Origin of the sequence: Nocardia sp. NBC_01009 (assembly GCF_045208035.1) — a bacterium.
Lineage (GTDB): Bacteria > Actinomycetota > Actinomycetes > Mycobacteriales > Mycobacteriaceae > Nocardia.
Window position 1 is genome coordinate 1,832,744 of record NZ_CP108695.1, and the last position, 22,983, is coordinate 1,855,726.

Annotated in this window: 23 protein-coding genes; 15 read left to right on the top strand and 8 right to left on the bottom strand. The window is 65.7% G+C overall.

Annotated elements, in window-relative coordinates:
* The first annotated feature begins 70 nt into the window (after positions 1–70).
* Complete coding sequence (locus OHA42_RS08055; protein WP_406235826.1) at positions 71–901, top strand: thioesterase family protein; 831 nt, start codon at positions 71–73, stop codon at positions 899–901.
* A 61-nt stretch (positions 902–962) separates the two neighbouring features.
* Here the strand turns inward: OHA42_RS08055 and OHA42_RS08060 are convergent, their stop codons facing one another.
* Positions 963–2,153: an FAD-dependent oxidoreductase gene (locus OHA42_RS08060; RefSeq protein ID WP_406235828.1), complete on the bottom strand. Its 1,191-nt coding sequence runs from the start codon at positions 2,151–2,153 to the stop codon at positions 963–965.
* Positions 2,154–2,253: 100 nt separating this feature from the next.
* Here OHA42_RS08060 and OHA42_RS08065 point away from each other — a divergent pair, with 100 nt between their 5' ends.
* Entirely contained in the window at positions 2,254–2,925 is a 672-nt protein-coding gene (locus tag OHA42_RS08065; RefSeq protein ID WP_406235830.1) for a TetR/AcrR family transcriptional regulator, read from the top strand.
* Positions 2,926–2,938: 13 nt separating this feature from the next.
* On the opposite strand, the gene OHA42_RS08070 is transcribed toward OHA42_RS08065, so the two are convergent.
* Positions 2,939–3,376, bottom strand: a complete 438-nt coding sequence (locus OHA42_RS08070; RefSeq protein WP_406235832.1) for a type II toxin-antitoxin system VapC family toxin — start codon at positions 3,374–3,376, stop codon at positions 2,939–2,941.
* Complete coding sequence (locus tag OHA42_RS08075) at positions 3,366–3,626, bottom strand: AbrB/MazE/SpoVT family DNA-binding domain-containing protein (RefSeq protein WP_406235833.1); 261 nt, start codon at positions 3,624–3,626, stop codon at positions 3,366–3,368. The genes OHA42_RS08070 and OHA42_RS08075 overlap by 11 nt, the downstream gene beginning before the upstream one ends.
* 164 nt (positions 3,627–3,790) lie before the next feature.
* On the opposite strand from OHA42_RS08075, the gene OHA42_RS08080 reads away from it, so the two are divergent.
* On the top strand, positions 3,791–3,994 hold the full coding sequence (locus OHA42_RS08080) for a DUF397 domain-containing protein (RefSeq protein WP_406235835.1): 204 nt from the start codon (positions 3,791–3,793) through the stop codon (positions 3,992–3,994).
* A gap of 147 nt (positions 3,995–4,141) precedes the next feature.
* On the opposite strand, the gene OHA42_RS08085 is transcribed toward OHA42_RS08080, so the two are convergent.
* Both OHA42_RS08085 and OHA42_RS08090 read right to left on the bottom strand, forming a co-directional pair.
* Entirely contained in the window at positions 4,142–5,251 is a 1,110-nt protein-coding gene (locus tag OHA42_RS08085; protein WP_406235837.1) for an acyl-CoA dehydrogenase family protein, read from the bottom strand.
* Positions 5,252–5,280: 29 nt separating this feature from the next.
* Positions 5,281–6,474 carry an acyl-CoA dehydrogenase family protein gene (locus OHA42_RS08090; protein WP_328408706.1) on the bottom strand — a complete coding sequence of 398 codons (1,194 nt, stop codon included), beginning with the start codon at positions 6,472–6,474 and terminating at the stop codon, positions 5,281–5,283.
* A 156-nt stretch (positions 6,475–6,630) separates the two neighbouring features.
* On the opposite strand from OHA42_RS08090, the gene OHA42_RS08095 reads away from it, so the two are divergent.
* The 12 genes from OHA42_RS08095 (at position 6,631) to OHA42_RS08150 (ending at position 18,340) form a co-directional block, all read left to right on the top strand.
* Entirely contained in the window at positions 6,631–6,819 is a 189-nt protein-coding gene (locus OHA42_RS08095; protein ID WP_328408708.1) for a ferredoxin, read from the top strand.
* Positions 6,820–6,960: 141 nt separating this feature from the next.
* Positions 6,961–7,860, top strand: coding sequence for a 3-oxoacyl-ACP reductase (locus OHA42_RS08100; protein ID WP_406239205.1), 900 nt, complete (start codon positions 6,961–6,963; stop codon positions 7,858–7,860).
* 301 nt (positions 7,861–8,161) lie between these two features.
* Positions 8,162–8,926: an ABC transporter permease gene (locus OHA42_RS08105; RefSeq protein WP_366530328.1), complete on the top strand. Its 765-nt coding sequence runs from the start codon at positions 8,162–8,164 to the stop codon at positions 8,924–8,926.
* A gap of 4 nt (positions 8,927–8,930) precedes the next feature.
* On the top strand, positions 8,931–9,782 hold the full coding sequence (locus OHA42_RS08110; RefSeq protein WP_406235840.1) for an MlaE family ABC transporter permease: 852 nt from the start codon (positions 8,931–8,933) through the stop codon (positions 9,780–9,782).
* 6 nt (positions 9,783–9,788) lie between these two features.
* Positions 9,789–11,009 (top strand): MCE family protein, encoded by a 1,221-nt coding sequence (locus OHA42_RS08115; protein ID WP_406235842.1) that lies wholly within the window; start codon positions 9,789–9,791, stop codon positions 11,007–11,009.
* Positions 11,006–12,034 (top strand): MCE family protein, encoded by a 1,029-nt coding sequence (locus OHA42_RS08120; RefSeq protein WP_406235844.1) that lies wholly within the window; start codon positions 11,006–11,008, stop codon positions 12,032–12,034. The genes OHA42_RS08115 and OHA42_RS08120 overlap by 4 nt, the downstream gene beginning before the upstream one ends.
* The gene (locus tag OHA42_RS08125) at positions 12,031–13,095 is read left to right on the top strand and encodes an MCE family protein (protein WP_406235846.1); all 1,065 of its coding nucleotides are present in this window, start codon (positions 12,031–12,033) and stop codon (positions 13,093–13,095) included. Before OHA42_RS08120 ends, OHA42_RS08125 begins: the two co-directional genes overlap by 4 nt.
* Positions 13,092–14,354, top strand: a complete 1,263-nt coding sequence (locus OHA42_RS08130; RefSeq protein ID WP_406235848.1) for an MCE family protein — start codon at positions 13,092–13,094, stop codon at positions 14,352–14,354. Before OHA42_RS08125 ends, OHA42_RS08130 begins: the two co-directional genes overlap by 4 nt.
* Positions 14,351–15,601: an MCE family protein gene (locus tag OHA42_RS08135; protein WP_406235850.1), complete on the top strand. Its 1,251-nt coding sequence runs from the start codon at positions 14,351–14,353 to the stop codon at positions 15,599–15,601. The genes OHA42_RS08130 and OHA42_RS08135 overlap by 4 nt, the downstream gene beginning before the upstream one ends.
* Entirely contained in the window at positions 15,598–17,025 is a 1,428-nt protein-coding gene (locus OHA42_RS08140) for an MCE family protein (protein ID WP_406235852.1), read from the top strand. The genes OHA42_RS08135 and OHA42_RS08140 overlap by 4 nt, the downstream gene beginning before the upstream one ends.
* A complete protein-coding gene (locus tag OHA42_RS08145; protein ID WP_406235854.1) occupies positions 17,022–17,855 on the top strand; it encodes a hypothetical protein in 834 nt (277 codons plus the stop codon). The genes OHA42_RS08140 and OHA42_RS08145 overlap by 4 nt, the downstream gene beginning before the upstream one ends.
* Positions 17,852–18,340 carry a h domain protein gene (locus OHA42_RS08150; protein WP_406235856.1) on the top strand — a complete coding sequence of 163 codons (489 nt, stop codon included), beginning with the start codon at positions 17,852–17,854 and terminating at the stop codon, positions 18,338–18,340. The genes OHA42_RS08145 and OHA42_RS08150 overlap by 4 nt, the downstream gene beginning before the upstream one ends.
* 323 nt (positions 18,341–18,663) lie before the next feature.
* Here OHA42_RS08150 and OHA42_RS08155 read toward each other — a convergent pair whose 3' ends face one another.
* The 3 genes from OHA42_RS08155 to OHA42_RS08165 all read right to left on the bottom strand — a co-directional run bounded on the left by OHA42_RS08155 (position 18,664) and on the right by OHA42_RS08165 (position 22,952).
* A complete protein-coding gene (locus OHA42_RS08155; protein ID WP_406239207.1) occupies positions 18,664–20,112 on the bottom strand; it encodes a sensor histidine kinase in 1,449 nt (482 codons plus the stop codon).
* Between the two features lie 53 nt (positions 20,113–20,165).
* Positions 20,166–20,900 carry a response regulator transcription factor gene (locus OHA42_RS08160; RefSeq protein WP_328408727.1) on the bottom strand — a complete coding sequence of 245 codons (735 nt, stop codon included), beginning with the start codon at positions 20,898–20,900 and terminating at the stop codon, positions 20,166–20,168.
* A 471-nt stretch (positions 20,901–21,371) separates the two neighbouring features.
* Positions 21,372–22,952: a trehalose-6-phosphate synthase gene (locus OHA42_RS08165; protein WP_406239209.1), complete on the bottom strand. Its 1,581-nt coding sequence runs from the start codon at positions 22,950–22,952 to the stop codon at positions 21,372–21,374.
* Positions 22,953–22,983 lie beyond the last annotated feature (31 nt).

Below are 22,983 nucleotides of genomic sequence, written 5' to 3' on the forward strand. Positions count from 1 at the left end.
GCGAGGGCTGCCGCGACATGCGGCGGCCTTTGCCGTTTCAGCAGTCGCGAGCGGTAGACAGGAGATCGAATTGGCAACGCCCTATGCATTTTTCGCCGCGACCGGACACGGCTTCGAGCCCCTGCCGTTCGCTGTCAGCGCGTGGTCGTCGACGATGATCAATGGGCCTGCGATATGTGGCCTCCTGGCGAGGGCGCTGGAACTTCAGCATTGTTCGGCCGAATTCACGCCCGCCCGGTTGACGGTCGACCTGTTCCGGCCGACGCTGAACAAGCCGGTCACCGTAGTGACCGAGTTGGTCAGGGCGGGGAAGCGGATCCGGGTCGCCGATGCCGCGCTGATGCAGGACGGCGCGGATGTGGCTCGCGCGACGGCGATCTTCTTGAAACGGTCGGTGCAGCCGCCGGGAGAGGTCTGGACCAGGGGCGACGGACCGCGGCCGCCCGAGGTACCGATCGCCGACGGACCGACCCCGCCGCTGTGGAACAGCGACGGTCGAGCCGATGGCTGGTCGTCGCGGATCGGCGAGCATCAGAACGGCGGGCGCAAGCGCACCTGGCAGGTGCCGATGTCGGTGATCGAGGGGGAGACGTCTTCGGCGTTCGCCGGCGCCGCGATGATCGGTGAGGCGACGAGCATGATGACCAACTGGGGCAGCAAGGGCATCGGTTTCATCAACACTGATCTGACGCTCGCGCTGGCGCGGCCCGCTATCGGGCCGGAGATCGGGTTGGAGGCCGACAGTCACATCAGTGCCGACGGGATCGCCGTCGGCAGTGCGACCCTGTTTGATCGCTCCGGGTCGTTCGGGACCTGCATGGTGACCGCACTGTCGAACGCCGATCGGCAGGTCGACTTCGCCGACGGCTCCGTATTCGCGGCGCGAGCGGGCATCCAGTAGGAATTCCAGCAGATCGGCCCGCCAGTTGTCCTGGCGGGCCGGTCTTTTCGGTCTCGGTGACTCAGCGGTTGGCGAGCTCGGCCAGTTGGAAGGCCAGCTTGTTGCGGACCGCGGGGATGCGGATCACGAGCGACATGACGGTATTGCGGAGCAGGCGGGCGGGCCGCGGGCGCAGGGTGGCCATCTTGGTCATCCGGTCGGTGAAGGCGACGACGCCGAGTGCCACTGGGCGCCGGGTGGCTTCGTAGCCGTCCAGGATGGCCGCCGGCTCGCCTTGGATGACTCGAACGAGCAACGGGCCGAGGAAGGCCGCGTCCTGAATACCGGTGTTCATACCCTGTCCGCCCGCCGGGCTGTGCACGTGCGCGGCGTCGCCGGCCAGCAGCACCCGGCCTGCGCGGTAGTGGTTGGCGACGCGGTGGTGCACCCGGAAGCGTGAGCTCCACAGCACCTCACGGACTTTCACCGCGCCACCGGGGCCGCGGATATCGAGGATCGACTGGATATCGGCGGCGTCCGGGTGTTCGGGGGCTTCGTCGAGGGTGGCGACGACCCGGTAGCGGTTCGGTTCGGCGTCGTCGGGCAGTGGCGCGACGACGGTGACGCCCTCGGGTGAAAGGTGCAGCGCCACTTCGTTTCGCGCGATCGGCCAGTCCATCCTGACATCGGCGAGCACGAAGGAGGCCGGGTAGGTGTCGCCGGTGAACCCGATGCCCGCTTGCTCCCTGACGACGCTGTGCATACCGTCGGCGCCGATCACGTAGTCGGCCCTGATGGTTCCCGGCGTGCCCGCGCCGTCTTCGTAATCCACTGTGACGCCGTTGTTTTCGTCGACGATCCTGGTCACCTGGTACGGTCGGCGCGCCTCGCCGCCCGCTTTGCGCAGTCGGTCCAGCAGCACCGTCTCGGTGGTGTCCTGCGGAACCATGAGGGTGTAGGGGTACTCGGTAGGCAGTCCGTCGAAGCGTACGGTGGCCAGCGTCCGGTCGCCGTCGTGCACGGTGAAGGTCGGTACCACGATGCCGCGTGCGATGAGTTCATCGGCAATGCCGAGCTCGCGCAGTACCTCGAGGGTTCGTGCGTGCACCACGGCGGCGCGAGAGGTGTTGGCGCCCTCGGCGAGCCGGTCCAGCAGCACGAAGTCGATACCGGCGTCGGCGAGCGTGATCGCGGCGGTCAGTCCGGCGGGCCCGGCGCCGACGATCACCACGGAGGTGGTGTCCGGCAGTTCGTTGCTCGGGGTGGTGCTCATCGGAACTCCTTGGTCAACATCTGTGGGCCAACGCTTGTTGGCTTAACGGTAGACCGGCCCGATCTCGAAAGTCAACACTTGTTGGCATACACTTGTTGGCATGACCGTCGTCCCAGATCAACAGCCTGCGCGCCGCTCCGATGCCACCCGGGCGGCGATCCTCGAAGCCGCCCGCGCCCGCTTCGCCGCGGAGGGCTTTCGCAAGGCGACCATTCGCGCCATCGCGGCAGACGCTGCGATCGATCCGTCCATGGTGATGCGCTACTTCGGCAGCAAGGACGGTCTGTTCGCCGCCGCGGTCGATGTCGAACTGAATCTGCCCGATCTGGCGTCCGCGGAGCCGGACGCCGTGGGCGAGTTGCTGGTTCGCCGCTTTCTGGCGATCTGGGAGGACCAGCCCGACAACAAGGTCCTGCTGATTTTGCTGCGTTCCTCCATCGCCGACGAAGCGGTGAGCGAACGCTTCAGGCAGGTGTTCGCGGAGCAGGTGTTGCCTGCTGTGCTGCGCTTCGGCGACCCCGCTGATGCGCAGCGCCGTGGCGGATTGATCGTGACCCAGCTGCTCGGGCTTGCCCTGTGCCGCTACGTGCTGCGGCTGCCGCCGGTGGTCGGGCTTTCGCGGGAGCAAATCATCGTGGATATCGCACCGACGCTGCAGCGGTATCTGACCTCGAGCCCGACCGAAGCCAGTTCGGGGCGGCACTCGACGAAATTCACGGCGGCCGACCATGCACTGGAGGTCAGTGTCGAAGTCGATCAGCGACCCATCTGATGTTGCGGCGTGTTCAGGAGTCGGGCGTGATCAGCTCTACGGTCGGGAAGTAGCCCCGATACCGGGCAGTATCGCGTGTCAGCAGTCGATAACCGGCGACAGCGGCGTGCGCGCCTATGTAGAAGTCGGGCATCGGGGAGCGCTTCTCGCCACCATTGCGGCGGTAGCGCTGAAATGCCTTTCCTGCCAGAAAGCCGGCACGGAACGGCAGTGCTTCATGCTCGAACTCATCGGCAGGCAGCAAATCGTCCAGATCTTCGACGGTGTCGTATCCGACGGAAACTTCGGCGTAGATGATCGGGTTGATGACAACCCGCCCGGAATCGAGGGCCTTGGTGATTCGATCCGCTGACCACGCACCCCATTTCTCGTCGTTGGTCATGACATCGAGCAGGACGCACGAGTCGATCAGGGTGGCCGGTCCGGCGATGGGTGTCGGACTACTCGCCACGGAGCAGGTCCATGATCTCGTCGGTGCTCATGCCTTCGATATCTCGGCTCGCTGCGGTGCCGCGCAGCCGACGGACAAGGCGTTGGCCTCGAGTGGGGGCACCTTCGGTACGCACGATCCGGAGCGTGCCATCGACTTCGACGATCTCGACGTCATCGCCCTCACGCAGATTGTGCTTGGCACGAAGCTGGGCGGGGATCGTTACCTGGCCTTTGCTGTTGAGCAGCACAGTAGCCTCCTCGGGCTGCATCTGTAATACGCTTATTACGTAATACTAGTGAGAACAGGGTGATCAGCGCCGTGGTATCGACGGTCGGGTCGGCGCTGGCGGTTGATGCGGTGGGCACCCAAGACCAAATCCATGCTGTCCACCCCGCGCCGGAGCCTGCTTCGGCAGATCGCGAAGGAGTACATGTGAACATCGATCTGGCCGGTGCCGAATGGTTCAAGAGCAGTCGTAGCGGCGTTGTAGGGAACTGTGTCGAGGTCGCATTCCTCTCGAATAACCTTGTCGGCGTTCGTGATTCGAAGAACCCCTCCGGCCCGGCGTTGCTGTTCACTTCGGCCGAGTGGTCGGCCTTCACAGTCGCTGCGGCGCACGGCGAGTTCGACCGCTGACTGCTCACACCGCACGCCTTCGCAACCGGCAGTCCAACGAATAAGGCCGAAATGATCGCGACAGGGCCGCGGTCATCAGTGAGTTACCACGGCAATCGGCCCGCCGGGGCAGGACCGGCGGGCCGATTCGGGTGCGGAGTTCCTGGGTCAGGCAGGAGTTTCCGCGAGGAGAGAGCCGATGGCCCGGAGGTGGTCGGTGGCCGCGCCCAGTGCGAATTCGTTGTGCTTGGCGGCGGTGAAGTAGTTGTGCACGATGTGGTCGCGGTCGATGCCGACGCCGCCGTGCACGTGCACGACGGTGTGCGCGACGCGGTGGCCCGCATCGGCCGCCCAGAACTTCGCGGTGTGCACAGCCTCGGCGCTCGGCAGGTTCTCCGACAACTGCCAGGTGGCCTGGGTGACGGCCAGGCGCAGGCCCTGCACGTCGATGTAGCCGTCGGCCAGGCGCTGCGCAACGGCCTGGAAGCTGCCGACCGCCTTGCCGAATTGCTCACGCTCACGGGCGTAGTCGGCGACGAGTTCCAATGCGCGTTCGACGGTGCCGAGTTGCTGGGAGCTCAGTCCGAGCCAGGCCCTGGTCAGCAGCCAGTCCAGGATCTCGGCGCCGGTGTCGACGGTGCCGACCAATTCGGCAGGCGTGTCGGTGAATTCGAGTGAGTACTCGGCGCTCAGGTCGGTCACTTGCTGGGCGGCAAGCTGGACCGAGGCGTCGGACGGATCGACGAGGAACACCGCGGCACGGCCGGAAACCGTTGCCGGGACCAGGACCCTGGCGGCCTGCGCGGCGAATGGCACCGCGAGCTTGGCGCCGGTCACCCGCCAGCCGCCACCCCCCTCGACCGCCGTGGTTGTCGGCTTGGTCGGCTCCCAGTTCTGCTCTTCGGCCAGTGCCGCCGTGAGGATCGCGCTGCCCGCACCGGCCTGGGTGGCCCAATCGCGTTGCGCGTCATTGCCGAACGCGGCCAGCGCGCCGGCACCGAGCACAACCGACCACAGGTACGGCACCGCGGCGACATACTTTCCGAGCTCACGCAGGATGGCGCTCTGCTCCAGCGGCCCGAAGTCGTTGCCGCCAACCGCCTCCGGCAGCGCCGCTGCCAGCACGCCGGTCTCGGCAAGAGAGGCCCACAGCGGTTCGTCGAAACGCACGGCTGTCTTGTCGAGTTCGCGCAGCCGGTCGGCGGTGACCAGCTTGCCGCACACCTCGCCGGTCAATCGAGCGAGATCGAGCTGGGCCTCGGTGGGGGTGAAATCCATGGCGATCTACCTACTTTCGAAAGTCTCGCTCAGCGCGCCGAGGCCGGCTGCTTGAGGGCGGTCATGGCGATGATGTCGCGCTGGACCTCGTTGGTGCCGCCACCGAAGGTGAGGATCAGCGCGGCCCGGTGCATCCGCTCCAGCCGCCCGCGCAGCACCGAGCCTGGGGAGTCCTGCCGCAGGTAGGCCTGCGGGCCGAGGATCTCCATCAGCAGCCGGTAGGCCTCGGTGGCCAGTTCGGTGCCATACACCTTGCAGGTGGAGGCATCCCACGGCCGTGGCGCGGCGTCACCGCCTGCATCGGCGCGGCTGGCGATCTCCCAGTTCATCAGCTTCAGGTACTCGACTTTGGCGTGCACTCTGGCGAGGTTGAGCTGCACCCACTCCTTGTCGATCACCCGCTGGCCGTCGGCCGATTTGGTGTTGCGGGCCCACTCCACGGTCTGGCTCAGCGCGAGGCCGAGCGGTCCTGCCGAGGTGAGTGCCACCCGCTCGTGGTTGAGCTGGTTGGTGATCAGCGCCCAGCCGCCGTTCTCCTGGCCGACCAGCGAGCTGGCGGGGACGCGGACGTCCTGGTAATACGTGGCGCTGGTATCCGGGCCCGCCATGGTGTGCACCGGTGTCCAGGAGAAGCCCTCGGCCGTGGTCGGCACGATGAGCATGCTGATGCCCTTGTGCTTCTTGGCGGTCGGGTCGGTGCGCACAGCGAGCCAGATGTAGTCGGCATAGGCGATCAGGCTGGTCCACATCTTCTGACCGTTGATCACATAGTCGTCGCCGTCGCGCACCGCTGAGGTGCGCAGGCTGGCCAGGTCGGTGCCCGCGCCCGGCTCGGAGTAGCCGATGGCGAAGTGCAGTTCGCCCGCCGCGATCTTGGGCAGGAAGAACTTCTTCTGCTCCTCGCTGCCGTAGTGCATGATCGTCGGCGCCACCGAGTTGATGGTCAGGAACGGCACCGGCGCGCCCGCGATGGCCGCCTCGTCGGTGAAGATCAGCTGGTCCATCGTCGGTCGGTCCTGGCCGCCGAACTCCTTCGGCCAAGCCAGAGTCAGCCAGCCGTCGCGGCCCATTTCCTGCACGACCTCGCGGTACACGTTGCCCTGCCCGTACTCGCCGGTCTGCGAGCTCAGCGCCGCACGGCGCTCCGGGGTGATCAGCCGCGCGAAGTAGTCGCGCAGCTCCTCGCGGAGCTGTTCCTGCTGCGGCGTGTACGCAATGCGCATGGCAAATACCTCATGCCTTCGTTCGATTGGGTTCAACCGATCATTGCATATGAACTGAAACATGTTCCAGTATTGAGGGTGAATCCGGTTGATGACGGCACACGCCGTCACCTCGGGTTGTTAGGCTTCGATCAAAGTCTTGTCAAAGGAGTTGCCATGAAGGTCAGTGTCGATCTGGACCAGTGCGAGGCGAACGGAATCTGTGTCGGAATCGCCCCCGACGTCTTCGAACTCGACGACGAGGACGTGCTGCACATTGTGGCGGCGGAGGTACCCGCGGATCGGCTCGCCGATGTGGAGGATGCGGTGGCGCAGTGTCCGAAGGCTGCGCTGCGGTTGGAGTAGCCCGGTCCTTGCTCTAGATAGGAACACGTTCTAGAGTCGGCCCGTGAGTGAGCGCAGCGAGCGAACCAAGAACACAGGGCGCGCATCGCGCACGGCGGAGCCGAGCGCCAGCGAGGTGCAGTCGTGAGCGATGAAGAAGTGATGGGCAACACAGACCTTGCCGGGCGGGTGGCGATCGTGACCGGGTCCGGCGCGGGGCTGGGTCGGGCCGAAGCGCTCGCGCTGGCTGCCGCGGGCGCGTCGGTGGTGGTCAACGACCTGTCGGAGTCGGATGCGGTAGCCGACACTCTCGCCGAGATCAGGGCGCTCGGTGCCAAGGCGGAGTTCGTCGCGGGCAGCATCGCCGAGCGTTCGACGGCCGATGCGCTCATCCGTACCGCGGACGAGGCGTTCGGCGGCGTCGACATCGTGGTCAACAATGCGGGCATCACCCGCGACCGGATGCTGTTCAACATGTCCGACGAGGACTTCGACGCGGTGATCGCGGTGCATCTGCGCGGCCATTTCCTGTTGTCCCGCAATGCGGGAGCCTATTGGCGCGCCAAATCCAAGGAAGCGGGCGCGCCGATCTACGGCAGGCTCGTCAACACCTCGTCGGAGGCAGGACTGCTCGGGCCCGAGGGGCAGGCCAACTACGGTGCCGCGAAGGCGGGCATCACTGCGCTGACGTTGTCGGCCGCACGTGGCCTCTCCCGCTTCGGCGTGCGAGCCAACGCCATCTGCCCGCGTGCGCGGACCGCGATGACCGAGGCCGTGTTCAGCGCGGCGCCCGAGGGCGGCGTCGATCCGCTCGCGCCGGAGCATGTGGCCAGACTGGTCACCTACCTCGCCTCGCCCGCCGCCGACGCGGTCAATGGGCAGGTCTTCGTGGTGTACGGGCCGATGGTCGCGCTGATGGCGGCGCCGACGGTCGAGCAGCGGTTCGATGCGGCAGGTGACCAATGGTCAGCGAACGATTTGGCCGCCACGCTCGGCGGGTACTTCGCCGATCGGGCGGAAGGTCGTACATTTTCCGCATCGTCATTACTCGATCTCGGCTGATTCGCTCGCTGATGGCGGGTGCCATCGGTCGACATGCTGATCATGTGACCAACTGTTGATCGCCGGCCTGGCGCTTGGTAGACATGAGAGTCGAGGGTGTGCCACGGCTCACAAGGCCCAGGTCATGCATTTCTGACACACGTTTCAAATTGAGATCCTCGCGTCTAAGAGAAGTGCAGTTCAAAGTTGGCGAAAAGCTTCCTACGGCAAAATGAACATGTTCTAATCGTTGAGGCAACGACGCCTCGAGGGGGCATCACGCTGTGAGCTGTGCAAGCAGGATGATCAAGGAGGATCGCGAATGAACGAGGTCCTCGCTGTGCCGTTGCGTGCGGTGGGCGGTTTTTTCGAACTGGTCGCCGACGTCGCCCGCGCAAGCATTCGACGCCCTTTTCAAGGGCGCGAATTCATTGATCAAGCCTGGTTCATTGCCCGCGTCTCGATCGTTCCGACGCTGCTCGTCGCGATTCCGTTCACGGTGCTGGTCAGCTTTACGCTGAACATTCTGCTTCGCGAAATCGGCGCCGCCGACCTCAGCGGCGCCGGTGCGGCATTCGGCGCGGTCACCCAGGTGGGACCGATCGTCACCGTGCTCATCGTGGCAGGCGCAGGCGCCACCGCGATCTGCGCCGACCTCGGCGCCCGAACGATCCGCGAAGAGATCGACGCGATGCGGGTGCTCGGCATCGACCCGGTCCAACGGCTGGTGGTGCCGCGCGTGCTGGCCTCGACCTTCGTCGCGCTGATGCTCAACAGCCTGGTCTGCACCATCGGCATTGTCGGCGGCTTTCTGTTCTCCGTGCTGCTGCAAGATGTGAACCCCGGCGCTTTCGTCAACGGCATCACGCTGCTCACCCATCTGCCCGAACTGATCATCTCCGAGGTGAAGGCCGGCTTGTTCGGACTGATCGCCGGGCTGGTGGCGTGTTATCTGGGCCTGAATGTCAAAGGTGGTCCCAAGAGTGTCGGTGATGCCGTGAATCAGACCGTCGTCTTCGCCTTTATGGCCCTGTTCGTGGTGAATGTCGTGGTCACCGCCGTCGGTATCAAGTTCTCGGCGCGGTGATCACATGGCATTCGTGATCGAATCCCGGTTCCCACGTACGGTGCGGCGAGTGCGCCGAGTTTCTGGCTCACTCGATTCGATGGGCAAGCATGCGGTGTTCTATGCGCAGACACTGGGATCCATCCCGCGTGCGCTGGTGCACTACCGGACCGAAACGATCCGATTGATCGCCGAGATCAGCATGGGCACAGGTGCTTTGGCTGTTATCGGCGGCACCGTTGTCATCGTCGGATTTCTCACCCTGTTCACCGGTGGCACCATTGCCGTTCAGGGTTACAGCTCGCTGGGCAATATCGGCGTCGAAGCACTGACCGGATTCTTCGCGGCGTTCATCAACGTACGCATTGCGGCGCCGGTGATTTCGGGTATCGGCCTCGCCGCAACCATCGGTGCAGGCTCGACCGCGCAGTTGGGTGCGATGCGGGTGGCCGAGGAAATCGACGCGCTGGAATCCATGGCGATCCGGCCGGTGCCCTACCTGGTCGGCACCAGAGTGCTGGCCGGGATGATCTCGATCGTGCCGCTGTACGCGTTGGCGGTCATCTGTTCGTTCATCGCGAGCCGGTTCGCGACGGTGGTCATCTACGGGCAGTCCGCGGGCGTGTACGACCACTACTTCTCGACGTTCCTGATTCCCAGCGACATCCTCTGGTCGTTCGCGCAGGCGATCTTCATGGCCTTGGCGGTCATGATGATTCACACCTACTACGGCTATCACGCCGCGGGCGGGCCGGTCGGTGTGGGAATCGCGGTAGGCAATGCGGTGCGGGCCTCGTTGGTCGCGGTGGTCACGGTGACACTGCTGATCTCACTGGCCATCTATGGCACCTCCGGCAACTTCCATCTCTCCGGGTAAAGCGGTATGGCGCAATCGAAGCAAGCAGAACGCGGCCTGGCAGCAGCCATGCGCGGTGGGCTCGGCCTGAAACTGGCGGGCGCCGCGATGGTGCTCACCCTGGTCGCCATCGCCGCCGTCGCAATGATCATGTTCGTCGGCGGCTTCACCAAGACGGTCACCGTCACGGTCGACGCACCGCGCAGCGGCCTGGTTCTGGACCCCGACGCCAAGGTGAAGGTGCGTGGGGTGGAGATCGGCCGTGTTTCGGCGATCAACCAGACCGGCGACGGTGCGAAGCTGAAGCTCGCGCTGGATCCAGAACTGCTGAAACTGGTTCCGTCGAATGCGGGTGTCGACATCCGTTCCACCACCGTATTCGGCGCGAAGTACATCAACTTCACCGTGCCGCAGCAGCCCTCGTCGACGTCGCTGCAGCCCGGCGCGACCGTGACCGCCGCCGCGGTGACCGTCGAATTCAACACCTTGTTCCAGCATCTGTCGGACCTGCTCGGCAAGATCGAGCCGGAGAAACTGAACGCGACGATGACCGCGCTCGGCACCGCGCTGCAGGGGCGGGGTCAGAAGCTGGGTGAGCTGCTCGCACGCAGCGACGCGTACCTGAAGGACATCAACCCGTATCTGCCTACCCTGCAACAGGATCTGATCAAGACGGCCGATGTCACCGAGCTCTACGCCGACACCGTTCCCGACCTCCTGCGCACCGTGAACAACCTCATCACGACGAGCAACACCTTCGTCGATGAGCAGAGCGGCCTGGACAACGTGCTGGTGAACCTCATCGGCTTGGCCGACACCACCGGCTCGGTGTTGCGGGAGAACGAGAATCAGCTCGTCACCGCGCTGGATCTGCTGCAGCCGACGACCAGTCTGCTGTGGGAGTACGCGCCCGCGCTCGGCTGCGTCATCAATGGCATCGGTCCGCTGATGCCGACGGCCGAGGCCATGTTCGGCGGCATAAAGCCAGGCATCGGGATGAACACCAACTTCATGTTCGGCGCCAAGCCCTATACCTATCCGGATGATCTGCCGAAGGTGAACGCCACCGGCGGTCCGCACTGTGAAGGCGTCGTGAACCGAGTGCCCGGCAGCCACGCCGACTATGTCGTCACCGATACCAGCCAGGGCACGGTGTACCAGCCGAACACGGGATCGCCGCGATTGAACGAGGCGCCCAGGGTGTTCCAGCTGTTGTTCGCCGGGCTGCCGGGGGTGCCCACGCCGTGAAAAATACTGGAACAGCAATCAAGTTGGCCATCTTCACCCTGGTGATGACGCTGGTCTTCGCCGGGCTCGCGATCGTGTTCAGTCAGGTGCGTTTCGCGAGGGAGTACGGATACCACGCGGTGTTCACCAGCTCGTCGGGGATGCTGCCCGGCTCGAAGGTGCGCATCGCCGGCGTGCCGGTCGGCACGGTCACCTCGATCAAGGTGGGCAAGGACCATCTGGCGCACGTCGAGTTCGATGTCGACCGCAAGTACCGGTTGCTCGCGAGCACACGCGCGACGATCAAGTACGAAAACCTGGTCGGTGACCGGTATATGGAACTGCTCGAAGGACCCGGCTCGACGAAGGTGCTCGCCGACGGCGGCACCATCGGCAAGGAGCAGACCGCGCCCGCGCTCGACCTGGACATGCTGCTCGGTGGCTTCAAGCCGCTCATCCGTGGCCTCGATCCTGGGCAGGTCAACGATCTGACCAACGCACTGCTGCAGATCTTCCAGGGCCAGGGCGGCACGCTGGTGCAGCTGTTGAACAGCGGCGGCTCGTTCGCCAAGACCCTCGCCGACCGCGATGAGTTGATCGGCAGTGTGATCAACAATCTGAACACGGTGTTGGAGACCATCGACCAGCGCGGTGACCAGTTCGCCACCACACTCGAAGAATTGCAGCGCCTGGTCAGTGGTTTGGCCGCCCAACGGGACCCGATCGGTGACGCACTGCCCCGAATAGCCGGAGCCACGCGCGATCTCACCGATCTGCTCGGTCAGGCGCGTCCGGATCTGCGCGCGACCATCGAGCAGACCGGGCGCCTGGCCACCAATCTCGACGGTGGTTCCGACACCGTGCAGTGGGTGCTCGAACGCCTGCCCGCCACCTATAAGCAGCTGATCCGCATCGGCGCCTACGGCTCGTTCCTGCAGCTCTACATCTGCGGCACGAACATGCTCGTGGATGGCCCCGACGGCAAGGTGATACAGATCAACCTGCCCGGGGAGCAGACGACCGGAAGGTGTGCGCCGAACAAATGAACGAGAAGCGATCACCAGCCATCACCATCGGCGTCGTCGGCATTGTCGTCGCGATCTCGGTGGCACTGTCGGCACTGCAATTCGACCGGCTGCCGTTCATCCGCGGTGGCGCCACCTTCACGGCGTACTTCGCCGACGCGGGTGGTTTGGTGCCCGGCGACCCGGTGCAGGTCGCCGGGGTGCGCTCGGGCCGGGTGGAGGATGTCCATCTGGACGGGGCCAAGGTGCTGGTCCGGTTCACCCTCGACGAGTCGATCGTGTTGGGACAGAAGACCGCTGCCGCGGTCAAGACGAACACCGTGCTCGGCCGCAAGTCGCTCGAGGTGACACCGGAGGGTTCGGGCGCATTGCGTGCCGACGACACGATTCCGTTGGAGCGCACCACCTCTCCGTATTCGCTCAACGACGCGCTCGGCGACCTCGGTCGCACGGTGCAGGGGCTGGATATGGATCAGGTCGACAAGACCCTCGACGCACTGTCGGCGACCTTCGCCGACACCCCAGCGCCGCTGCGTTCCGCGCTGGACGGGGTGACCGCGTTGTCACGCAGCATCAATGCCCGCGATCAGGCGCTGTCGGAGCTGCTGACCCGTGCGCAGAGCGTCACGAAGATCCTCGCCGACCGGAGCAACCAGATCAACGCACTGCTGCTGGACGGCAACGACCTGCTCGGCGAGCTGGATCGACGCCGCGGCGCGATTGCGCAGTTGATCGTGTACGTCAACGGTGTGTCCCAGCAGCTGTCCGGACTTGTCGCCGATAACGAGGCGCAGCTGAAACCGGCGCTGGACAAGTTGAATTCGGTGCTCGCGTTGCTGCAGCGCAACAAGCAGAACCTCAGCGAAGCGCTCGATGGACTCGGACCGTATTCGGCGGCGCTCGGTGAACAGGTCGGCAACGGACCCTGGTTCAACGCCTACGTGGTGAACGCATCGAGCACCGAACTGCAGCCGCTCGTCGATGCCCTGGTATGGCCGCAGCATCTCCCGGAGGACCTGCGCAATATCTTCACGAACCCGGGACCCTCGATCGGGCCCGCAGTCCAGGAGCCGCCGCGATGAGCATGCTGACCACTGTTCGGAAGCTGCCGCGCTGGGTGCTGGTCGTCGCGGGAGTGCTGGTCGCCGCCCTGGTGCTGACCGGCGCGTACAGCGGCATCCTCCGGATCGGGAAGACCACGATCACCGCGTACTTCCCGTCGACGACGGGTTTGTACGCGGGCGACGATGTGCGGGTGCTCGGCGTCAAGGTCGGCGGCATCGACGCGATCGACCCCGGCCGCGACCGGGTGAAGGTGCGGATGACCATCGATCGCGGGGTCGACATTCCCGCCGACGCCCGCGCGGTGATCATTTCACCGTCGTTGGTTTCGGCCAGGTTCATTCAGCTCGCACCCGCCTACACCGGTGGCCCGAAGCTCGGCGACGGCGCGGAGATCGGGCTCGATCGCACCGCGGTGCCCGTCGAGTGGGACGACATCAAGGCCGAGCTGTCCAAGCTGGCAACGACTCTCGGCCCGGTGGGTGATGACACGCAGGGTTCGTTCGGGCGCTTCATCAACACTGCCGCCGATAATTTGGACGGCAACGGTCAGAAGCTGCGCGACACGTTGCGGGAGCTGTCGGCGACCTTGAGCACGCTGTCCGACGGCCGCACCGACCTTTTCGGCACTATCCGGAATCTGCAGAAGTTCGTCGAGGTGCTGTCGTCGAGCAACGAACAGATCGTGCAATTCGGCGGCAGGCTCGCCTCGGTATCCTCGGTGCTGGCCGGTGTCTCCACGGATCTCGGTGCCGGACTGGACAATCTGGATGTGGCCCTCGCCGATGTGAAGCGATTCCTGGAGGGCAGCGGCGCCGAACTCACCGAGGGCGTGCAGCGGCTGGCCGACGTCACGCAGATTCTGGTGGACAAGCAGCCGGAACTGGAGCGAGTGCTGCACGCGGGACCGACGGCACTGGTGAACTTCTATCAGATCTACAAGCCCGCGACCGGTACGGTCAGCGGGGCGATCGCACTGAACAACACAGCGGATCCGCTCAGCTTCCTGTGCGGATCGATCCGGGCGCTGGAGGCCAATGATTCCAACCGCTCCGCCGATCTGTGTGCCCAGTACCTTGCACCCGTGATCAGCTCGCTGGCCATGAATTACGCGCCGATACTGCTGAATCCGGCCTCCAGCGTGACCGCGTTCCCCAACCAGTTGGTGTACAGCCCGCCGAGCCTGGCGGCGCGGGCACCATCGACGGCACCGCAGCAGGCGCCGGTAACCGTGCCGAGTGGGCTAGAGGGACTGGCTATTCCGGGAGGAGGGCGATGATGCGACCGCGTTCGATGCGCAGGATAGGTGCCCTCGCCATTGGCATCGCGGTGACGCTCGGCGTCTCCGGCTGCCAGTGGGACGGCCTGAATTCGCTGCCGATGCCCGGCACCCAGGGGGCCGAGGAGGGCTCCTACGCGGTGCGCATCCAGATGCCGAATGTGACGACGCTGACCAGGAATTCACCGGTGCGCGTCGACGACGTGACGGTCGGGACGGTGTCCAAGATCGAGGTGGAGGGCTGGCATGCGCTGGTCACCGTGTCGATCAATCCCGATGTGAAGCTCCCGGCCAACGCGGTCGCGAAGATCGGTCAGACCAGCCTGCTCGGCAGCAACCATCTCGAGCTGGCCCCGCCGACCGATGTCACACCGCAGGGGCAACTGCGCGCCGGTGACCTCATTCCGCTGGACCGCGCCGGCATTTACCCGACCACCGAGCAGGTGCTTTCGTCGCTGTCGGTGGTGCTCAACGGCGGTGGCATTTCGCAGCTGGAGACGATCACCCGCGAGCTCAACGCCGCGTTGCACGGTCGCGAGAACGACATCCGTGATCTGCTGCCGCAGCTGGCCGAACTCACCACCAATCTCGACGTGCAGCGCAACGACATCATCAGGGCCATGAGCGGATTGGATCGCCTCGGCGGCCAACTCGTTCAGCAGCGTGAGGTGCTGGCCGCGGGCATCGAGCAGATCCACCCCGCGCTCACCGTGCTCGCCGATCGCACCGCGAACATCACCGCCGCGATCACCGCGCTCGGTGAGCTGAGCGATGTCACGCAGCGGATCGTCGCGGCGGGCGGTGAGAACCTGAAGTCGAATCTGCGCAGCCTCGCGCCGCTGCTGCAGACACTCGCCGACACCGGCGACAATCTCATCGAGTCGCTCAAGATCCTGCTCACGTTCCCGTTCCCGATGAAGAACCTCGACAACGCGATCAAGGGTGACTACCTCAACCTGTACATCACCATGGATCTGACCGGGAAACGGTTGGATACCAACTGGCTCACCGGAACACCGCTCGGCGGCCGGTTCGGCGGCGTCGAAGGTGTCCTCGGCGGCTTCGCGCCCAATACGGCCACTCAGAACGGAAACCCGGCGACCGGGCCACTGCAACCGCCGCCCGCCCAAGGCCAGCCAACGCCGACCATCCCTGGTCTGCCGCCGATACCGGGGCTGCCCGCCATTCCAGGACTGACCGTGCCGTTGCCGGGAGCCACTGCGCCACAAGGGGGTCCGGGGCGATGACGCTCACCCGATTCGTTCGCATCCAGCTGTCGATCTTCGCCGTGCTCACGGTGATCGGCCTGGTGGTGATGGGCGGTATGTACGTCCAGCTGCCCGCGATGTTCGGCATCGGACGCTACGACGTGATCGTCCGCCTCGATGCGACCGGCGGCCTCTACCAAACGGCGAACGTCGCATATCGCGGCACGAATGTCGGTGTGGTCAAGGAAGTTCGGCTCACCGAGGACGGTGTCGAGGCCGAACTGTCCATCGACAGCGATTACAAGATTCCGTCCGATGTGGACGCCTGGATCCGCAGCGTTTCCGCGATCGGTGAGCAGTACGTCGATCTGGTGCCGGTCGAGCAGCCCAAGGGCGGAAACCTGGCCGCTGGCTCGGTGATTCCGGTGGATCGCACCAAGCTGCCACAGGATGTGGGTTCGCTGCTGGACCAGAGCGACCGGCTGCTGTCCAGCGTCGCCGACACCAGGCTGCGTCAGGTGATCGACGAGGCATTCCAGGCTTTCAACGGTGCGGGCCCCGATCTGCAGCGGTTCATCGATTCGGCGGCCCTGCTGGTGCAGGAGGCACAGAACAGTGCGGAACCGACCAAGAAGCTGCTGGATCAGATCGGGCCGCTGCTGGACACCCAAATTCAATCCGACGCCGCCATCCGTTCATGGACAAGCGATCTGGCCACGGTGACCGACCAACTGCGCGCCCACGATCCCGCGCTGCGCAATCTGCTGCGCGACGGTCCCGCCGCGATGCAGCGGGTCAGCGCACAGTTCAACGACCTGCGACCGACGCTGCCGTTGTTGTTGCGGAATCTGGTCAGTGTCGGACAGGTCGCCGTCACGTATCACGCTGGGCTGGAACAACTCCTGGTGGTTTTCCCGCCGTTGATCGCGGCACTGGAGACGATCATCCGTGGACCGATGGAATATGGCGTGATGGTCGACTTCATGGCCGTTGTCAACGATCCACCCGCGTGCACCACCGGGTTCTTGCCCGCGGATCAGCGCCGCTCGCCGAGTGAGCTGGACTCGATCGGCACCCCGCCCGGCCTGTACTGCAAGGTGCCGCAGGATTCGCCCATCGAGGTGCGCGGCATCCGCAATACGCCCTGCATGGAGGTGCCGGGTGTGCGCGCTCCGACTCCGGAGCTGTGCCGCACCGGATACGTGCCGGAGGGGAACAACCCGCCGTTCGGTCCGGTGCAGCCGGTGGCTCCCGCGAGCGCGCCCATCGCGCCTGCCGCGGTGCCCGTCGCTCCCGCGAGCTACGGTGGCGGCACGCCGGCGGCCGCTAAGCCCTACGACCCCGGCACCGGCGTATACATCGGTACGGACGGACGCACCTACCGACAAGGCGACGTCGGGCGGAGCGGATCGGGCACGGTACCGTCGAGCTGGCAGGCAATGCTTGAGGAGCAGCAACGATGAGTGAGATCAACGAAGATACTCACCGCGCGCGGCGACGCGCGGTGCGTTCGGCGGGGCCTCCGGTCGAGGAGGCCGGGACGGGCGAGTCTGCGGCTGCCGCAGGCTCGACGTCCGAGGTCGCGAAGGGCTTCTCGGCTCGCGCAGTGGCGCTCGGCGCCGCGGCCGGACCCGAGGGCACCGCGACTGCTGGTGTCGCCTCGACGTCGGCCGCCTCGGGTGTGCCGGACGCCGAGCCGACGCCTGTCGAGGGCAGCCGGGTCGACCTCGGCAAATCACGGGCGGAAACCGCGAAGGACGCCGACGAGCCCGGCGACTCCGGGCCGAACGAGGAAACGAAGGCAGGTGGGGGACGCACCCGCATCCTGGCCGCGGCCGCGTGCGCACTGCTGGCCGTCGCCGCGGTGATCGGCGCGGGCTGGTCGGTCATCGCGATGAAATCCGTCGACGACCGCGATGCCCGCCGCACCGAGTACACCCAGACCGCCAGGCAGGCGATCCTCAACCTCACCACCATCAGGGCCGATTCCGCCAAGGAGGACATCGACCGGATCCTTTCGGTCGCCTCCGGCCAGTTCAAGACCGAATTCGACGGCCGGGTCGACCCGTTCCTCAACATCGTCAAGGAGGCCAAGGTCGTCTCCAACGGCGAGATCGTGGAGGCCGCGGTCGAGAGCGACGACGAGGGCTCGGCAAAGATCCTCGTCGCCGCAAAACAGACACTGACCAACGCGGGTCAGGCCGAGCCGCAGACGCGGTTCTACCGGTTCCGGGTCACCGTGACCCGCAACGATTCCGGGCTGTCCGCGTCCAACGTGGAGTTCGTGGGATGAGTGGACTACGAGGCAAGATCCTGCTGCTCGTCACGGCCGTGATCGTGGTCGTGGCGGGAATCGTTGCTGGTATCAACGGATATCGGTACTGGGATGATCGGCGATCCGAGCAGTCACGCACCGAAGCTGTCGATGCGGCCGACCGCACAGTGTCGGCGATGTTCACCTACGACTACAAGACCGTGGACACCGAGCTGCCGAAGGCGGCCGATCAGCTCTCGGCGAGCTTCCGCGACGACTACCTGAAATTGATCAAGCAGGCCATCGCGCCGGGTGCCAAGGAGAAACAGCTCAGCGTCAAGGCCACCACCGAGGCGCGCGGCGTGGTTTCAGCCGATCGCTCGCGTGCGGTTGTCCTGATCTTCCTCAACCAGGTCACCACCAGTCAGGAATCCCCGCAGGGCACTTCCACCGGCAGCCGGGTCCGGGTCACCCTGGACAAGGGCGACGACCACTGGCTGGTTTCGCAGGTCACGCCGATCTGAGCCGGTGTACCGGCAGCAGTTCACGATGCCATGAGCAGGGCGCGGTCGGCTGCGGTCGGAAACAGCGCGCTGTAGGCCGCATCAGTGCGGCGAAGCGTGGATACAGCGCGATCGGTCTGGTGCGGATTGCCCGCACCAGCCATTCCGCCGCGGCCTCCGGGGCGAGGGTCGGAACACCGCGGCAGGTTTCATTCGCTGACCTGTGGCATCTGCTCGCGGGATGTGATGCTCCGCGAACGGTGCTTCGGCACAGTATCAAGATCGCGCGCCACAAATCACTTCGAATTGTTAAGTCTGGCAGTCGATTACGAGCGGCGGTAGTCCTACCCGCCCGCTCGTCGCGTCGATCGCGGAAGATGCACCGTGAAAGTGGTGCCCGATCCTGGCACGCTGTCTGCGGTAACCGTTCCGCCATGGGCGGCTACCAGGGCTTGGACTATCGATAGCCCGAGGCCGGTGCCACCGCTGGCGCGCGTCCGGGAGCTGTCGGTGCGGTAGAAGCGTTCGAAGATGCGCTCGGCCTCGTCGGCGGGCAAGCCGGGGCCGGTGTCGGCGACTTCGAGCAGGATCTCGTCGAGCTCGGGTGTCAGGCGTACTTTTACCGAGGCATCCGGCGGGGTGTGGGTGAGTGCATTGTTCAGCAGATTGGCCAGCACCTGGCGCAGCCGCTCTTCGTCGCCGTTCACCTCCAATGTGCCTTCACCGGAACATATTTCCAGTTCGATGGAACGATGCGGGCCGTCCGAGCCGTCGGCGGCCGCCATCGCCCGGGCGTTGTGCACGGCATCGCTTGCGACGGCGAGCAGATCGACGGGGCCCTGCTCCAGTGGGCGCTGCGCGTCGAGTCGGGCCAGCATCAGTAGATCCTCGACCAGCAGGCCCATGCGTTGGGCCTCGCGTTCGATCCGGTCCATGAACAGGGCCGGGTCAGTGGTAGCGCCCTGGCGGTAGAGCTCGGCGAAGCCGCGGATCGTGGTCAGCGGCGTGCGCAGTTCGTGGCTCGCGTCGGCGACGAAGCGACGCATCTTCGCCTCGGAGCGGCGTGCCGCGGACTCCGACGCCTCGGTCGCCGCGAAGGCGCTCTGGATCTGGGCGAGCATGCCGTTGAGTGATTGCGACAGTCGATCGACCTCGGTATTGTTGCCGCGCACCGGAACTCGGCGGGTCAGATCCCCCGCGGCGATCGCGGCGGCGGTCTTCTCGACCCCGCGCAGCGGCCGCAGGCTGCGCCGGATCACGAAGTAGGCGGCCACCGCGAGTGCGGCGAGGACCGCGGCGCCGACGATCAGTTGGAGCATGATCAGCCGGCGGACGGTCTCGATGTTCTGGGTGAGCGGCACCGCCACCGTCGTGGTGGCGTCCGGTGTTTGCACGGTAATGGCCCGCCACTGAACCGACGCGCCGTTCTTGGAGCCGACCGTGGTGGGCTTGGTGATGGCGACAATCCCCGGCGGGGGATCGCGGTCGGTCCGCCACGGAGGCGGATCCGGCAGCGCAGGTTCGGCATCCGCAATGAACGAAGGGGTCTCGAGCCGGATGCCGTTGCCCGCGTTCGGTTCGGACCGGATGTAGAAGACGCTCGGCAAATGCGGTGGGCCGGGTGGTGCAGGCCGTGGTGGCCGCATCCACGCCATCGAGGCATCCCGCAATTGCTGATCGGTGCGGCGCATCAGCGAATCTTCCAAGACGGAGGTGACCACCATTCCGGAAGCCAGCAGACCGAGCCCGGCCAGGACAACAAGGGCGAGCACCAATGTCACCCGGAGTGGGATCGCCGACCACCTCCGTGAGAGCCTGCTGCGAACTTTCCGACTGCGTGCGTTCGTCACTTCTCGGCCTGTCGCGCGCGATTAGGCGCGCGCATCACATAGCCGACACCCCGCAGCGTGTGGATCAGCCGCTCGTTTCCCGTATCGACCTTCTTACGCAGATACGACACATAGGTCTCCACCACGCCGACCTCACCCCCGAAGTCGTAGCGCCACACATGATCCAGAATGCGCGGCTTGCTCAGCACGGTGCCCGCGTTCACCATGAAGTAGCGCAGCAACGTGAATTCGGTGGGGGACAGCGGAACCGGCTCGCCCGCCTTCCACACCTCATGGGTGTCGTCATCGAGTTCGATGTCCTCGAACCGAATGCGCGAACTCTCCCGCACCGGCGCGTGGTGACCGGACCTGCGCAGCACCACCCGCAGCCGCGCAACGACCTCCTCCAGGCTGAACGGCTTGGTGATGTAGTCGTCCGCGCCGAGAGTGAGTCCGGCGACCTTGTCCTGCACTTCGTCACGTGCGGTGAGGAACAGCACCGGCGCGTCGATGCCGTCGGCGCGCAGCCTGCGCAGCAGCCCGAAGCCATCCATGCCGGGCATCATCACATCGACGATCAAGGCCTGCGGCCGGAAGCTGCGCGCCTTGTCCAACGCCTGCGCGCCGTCGGCCGCGGTATCGACCTCGAAACCCTGGTAGCGCAGACTCACCGACAGCAGTTCCACGATCATCGGCTCGTCGTCCACCACAAGGACCCGGGCCTCGGGTGTGCTCTCCGCAGGCGCGCTCATTGTTTCATCGTCCGACACCTGCCTGGGAACTCGCTGGACCTTTACTGGGTGATTCCTGTGTATCCACCGGGTCGCGACAATCCCTGCTGACGCCCCCACTGGGCACGATGACGCCTTTCGAGCGCAGCAAGACCTGGCACTAGAGTTCGCGACCCCGTCTCACCTCGACACCAGCCCAAGCGCATCCACCAGGTCGCGACAATCCCTGCTGACGCCCCCACTGGGCACGATGATGTCTTCCGAGCGAAGCGAGACCGAGCACTAGAGTTCGCGGCCCGTCTCGCTTCCGAGCCGTCGAAGCGCATGCGACGAAGTCGCGAGTCTCGACGGCTCGGAAGCGAGACCAAGGGGGCCGCGAACACGCAGCGCCGCAGGCGCTGCCAAAAAAACACAGCGAACACGCAGCGCCGCAGGCGCTGCCAAAAAAACACAGCGAACACGCAGCGCCGCAGGCGCTGCCAAAAAACACAGCTATCTGCGGGGTGAGCGGGATTCCGGATATACGTCGTCGTCGGTGAGCAGGGCGCTGCCTGCGACCTGGTCTTGGGCCAGGGCGTCGAGGAAGGAGCGGGCCCAGCGGTCTACGTCGTGGGCGAGCACCTGGCGGCGCAGTGAGCGCATGCGGCGGCGTTTGGTGTCGCGGTCGTCCTCCAGTGCGGAGCTGATGGCGTCCTTCACGCTATCCAGGTCGTGCGGGTTGCACAGGTAGGACTGACGCAATTCGGCTGCGGCGCCGGTGAATTCGCTCAGCACGAGGGCGCCGTTGAGGCCGCTGTGGCAGGCCACGTACTCCTTGGCGACCAGGTTCATGCCGTCGCGCAGCGGGGTCACCAGCATGACGTCGGCGGCCACGAAGAAGGCGAGGAGTTCGTCGCGCGGGATGGGGCGGTGCAGATAGTGCACCACCGGGTGGCCGACCTGGGAGAACTCGCCGTTGATCCGGCCGACCTGGCGCTCGATGTCGCCACGCATCTGGATGTAGCTCTCCACCCGCTCCCGGCTCGGTGTCGCCAGCTGCACCATGACCGTCTCCGCCGGATCGATGCGGCCCTCCACCAGCAGTTCCTCCAGCGCCCCCAGCCGGATATCGATGCCCTTGGTGTAGTCGAGCCGGTCGACGCCGAGCAGAATGTTCTTCGGGTTGCCGAGCTCGGCGCGGATCTTCGCGGCACGTTCCCGCACCGACCTGCGCCGGGAATGCTCGTCGAGTTCGGCGGAGGCGATCGAAATCGGGAACGCGCCGACCCGGACCGTACGGAACCCGACCTGCACGACACCGAGCTTGGAACGCACGCCGACGGTCCCTCGGGACGTCGGCTGCCCGGCCAGCCGCCTGGCCAGGTACAGGAAGTTCTGCGCGCCACCGGGCAGGTGGAACCCGATCAGATCCGCGCCGAGCAGACCGTCGATGATCTCGGCGCGCCACGGCATCTGCATGAACAACTCGACCGGCGGGAACGGGATGTGCAGGAAGAAGCCGATGGTCAGATCGGGGCGCAGCATGCGCAGCATCTTGGGCACCAGCTGCAGCTGATAGTCCTGCACCCACACGGTCGCGCCCTCGGCGGCCACCTTCGCGGTCGCCTCGGCGAAACGACGGTTCACCTGCACGTACGCGGTCCACCAGCTGCGGTCGTAGACCGGCCGCACGATCACATCGTGATAGAGCGGCCACAGCGTGCCATTGGAGAAGCCTTCGTAGTAGTCGGAGACCTCCTGGGCGGTCAGCGGCACCGGGTGCAGCTCGAGCCCGTCCTCGATGATCGGGTCGACATCGATATCGGGTACGCCCGCCCAGCCGACCCACGCCCCCTTGTTGTTGCGCAGCACCGGCTCCAACGCGGTGACGAGGCCGCCGGGGCTGCGTTTCCAGCGGGTGGTGCCGTCTGGCAGTCGCTCCAGGTCGACAGGGAGTCGATTGGCGACGACGACGAAGCCGGAACCGGCGCCGTTCGTCTCGGCGCGATCGGTTGTCGCCGCGGTGAACACGGCGCCATCGGGCGATGGGTCTGGAAGGGCGTGCTCGGAGTCGTCGGACGGCTGGTCAGTCATCTGTTCCACTCACGCATCCTTTGCGCGTCGA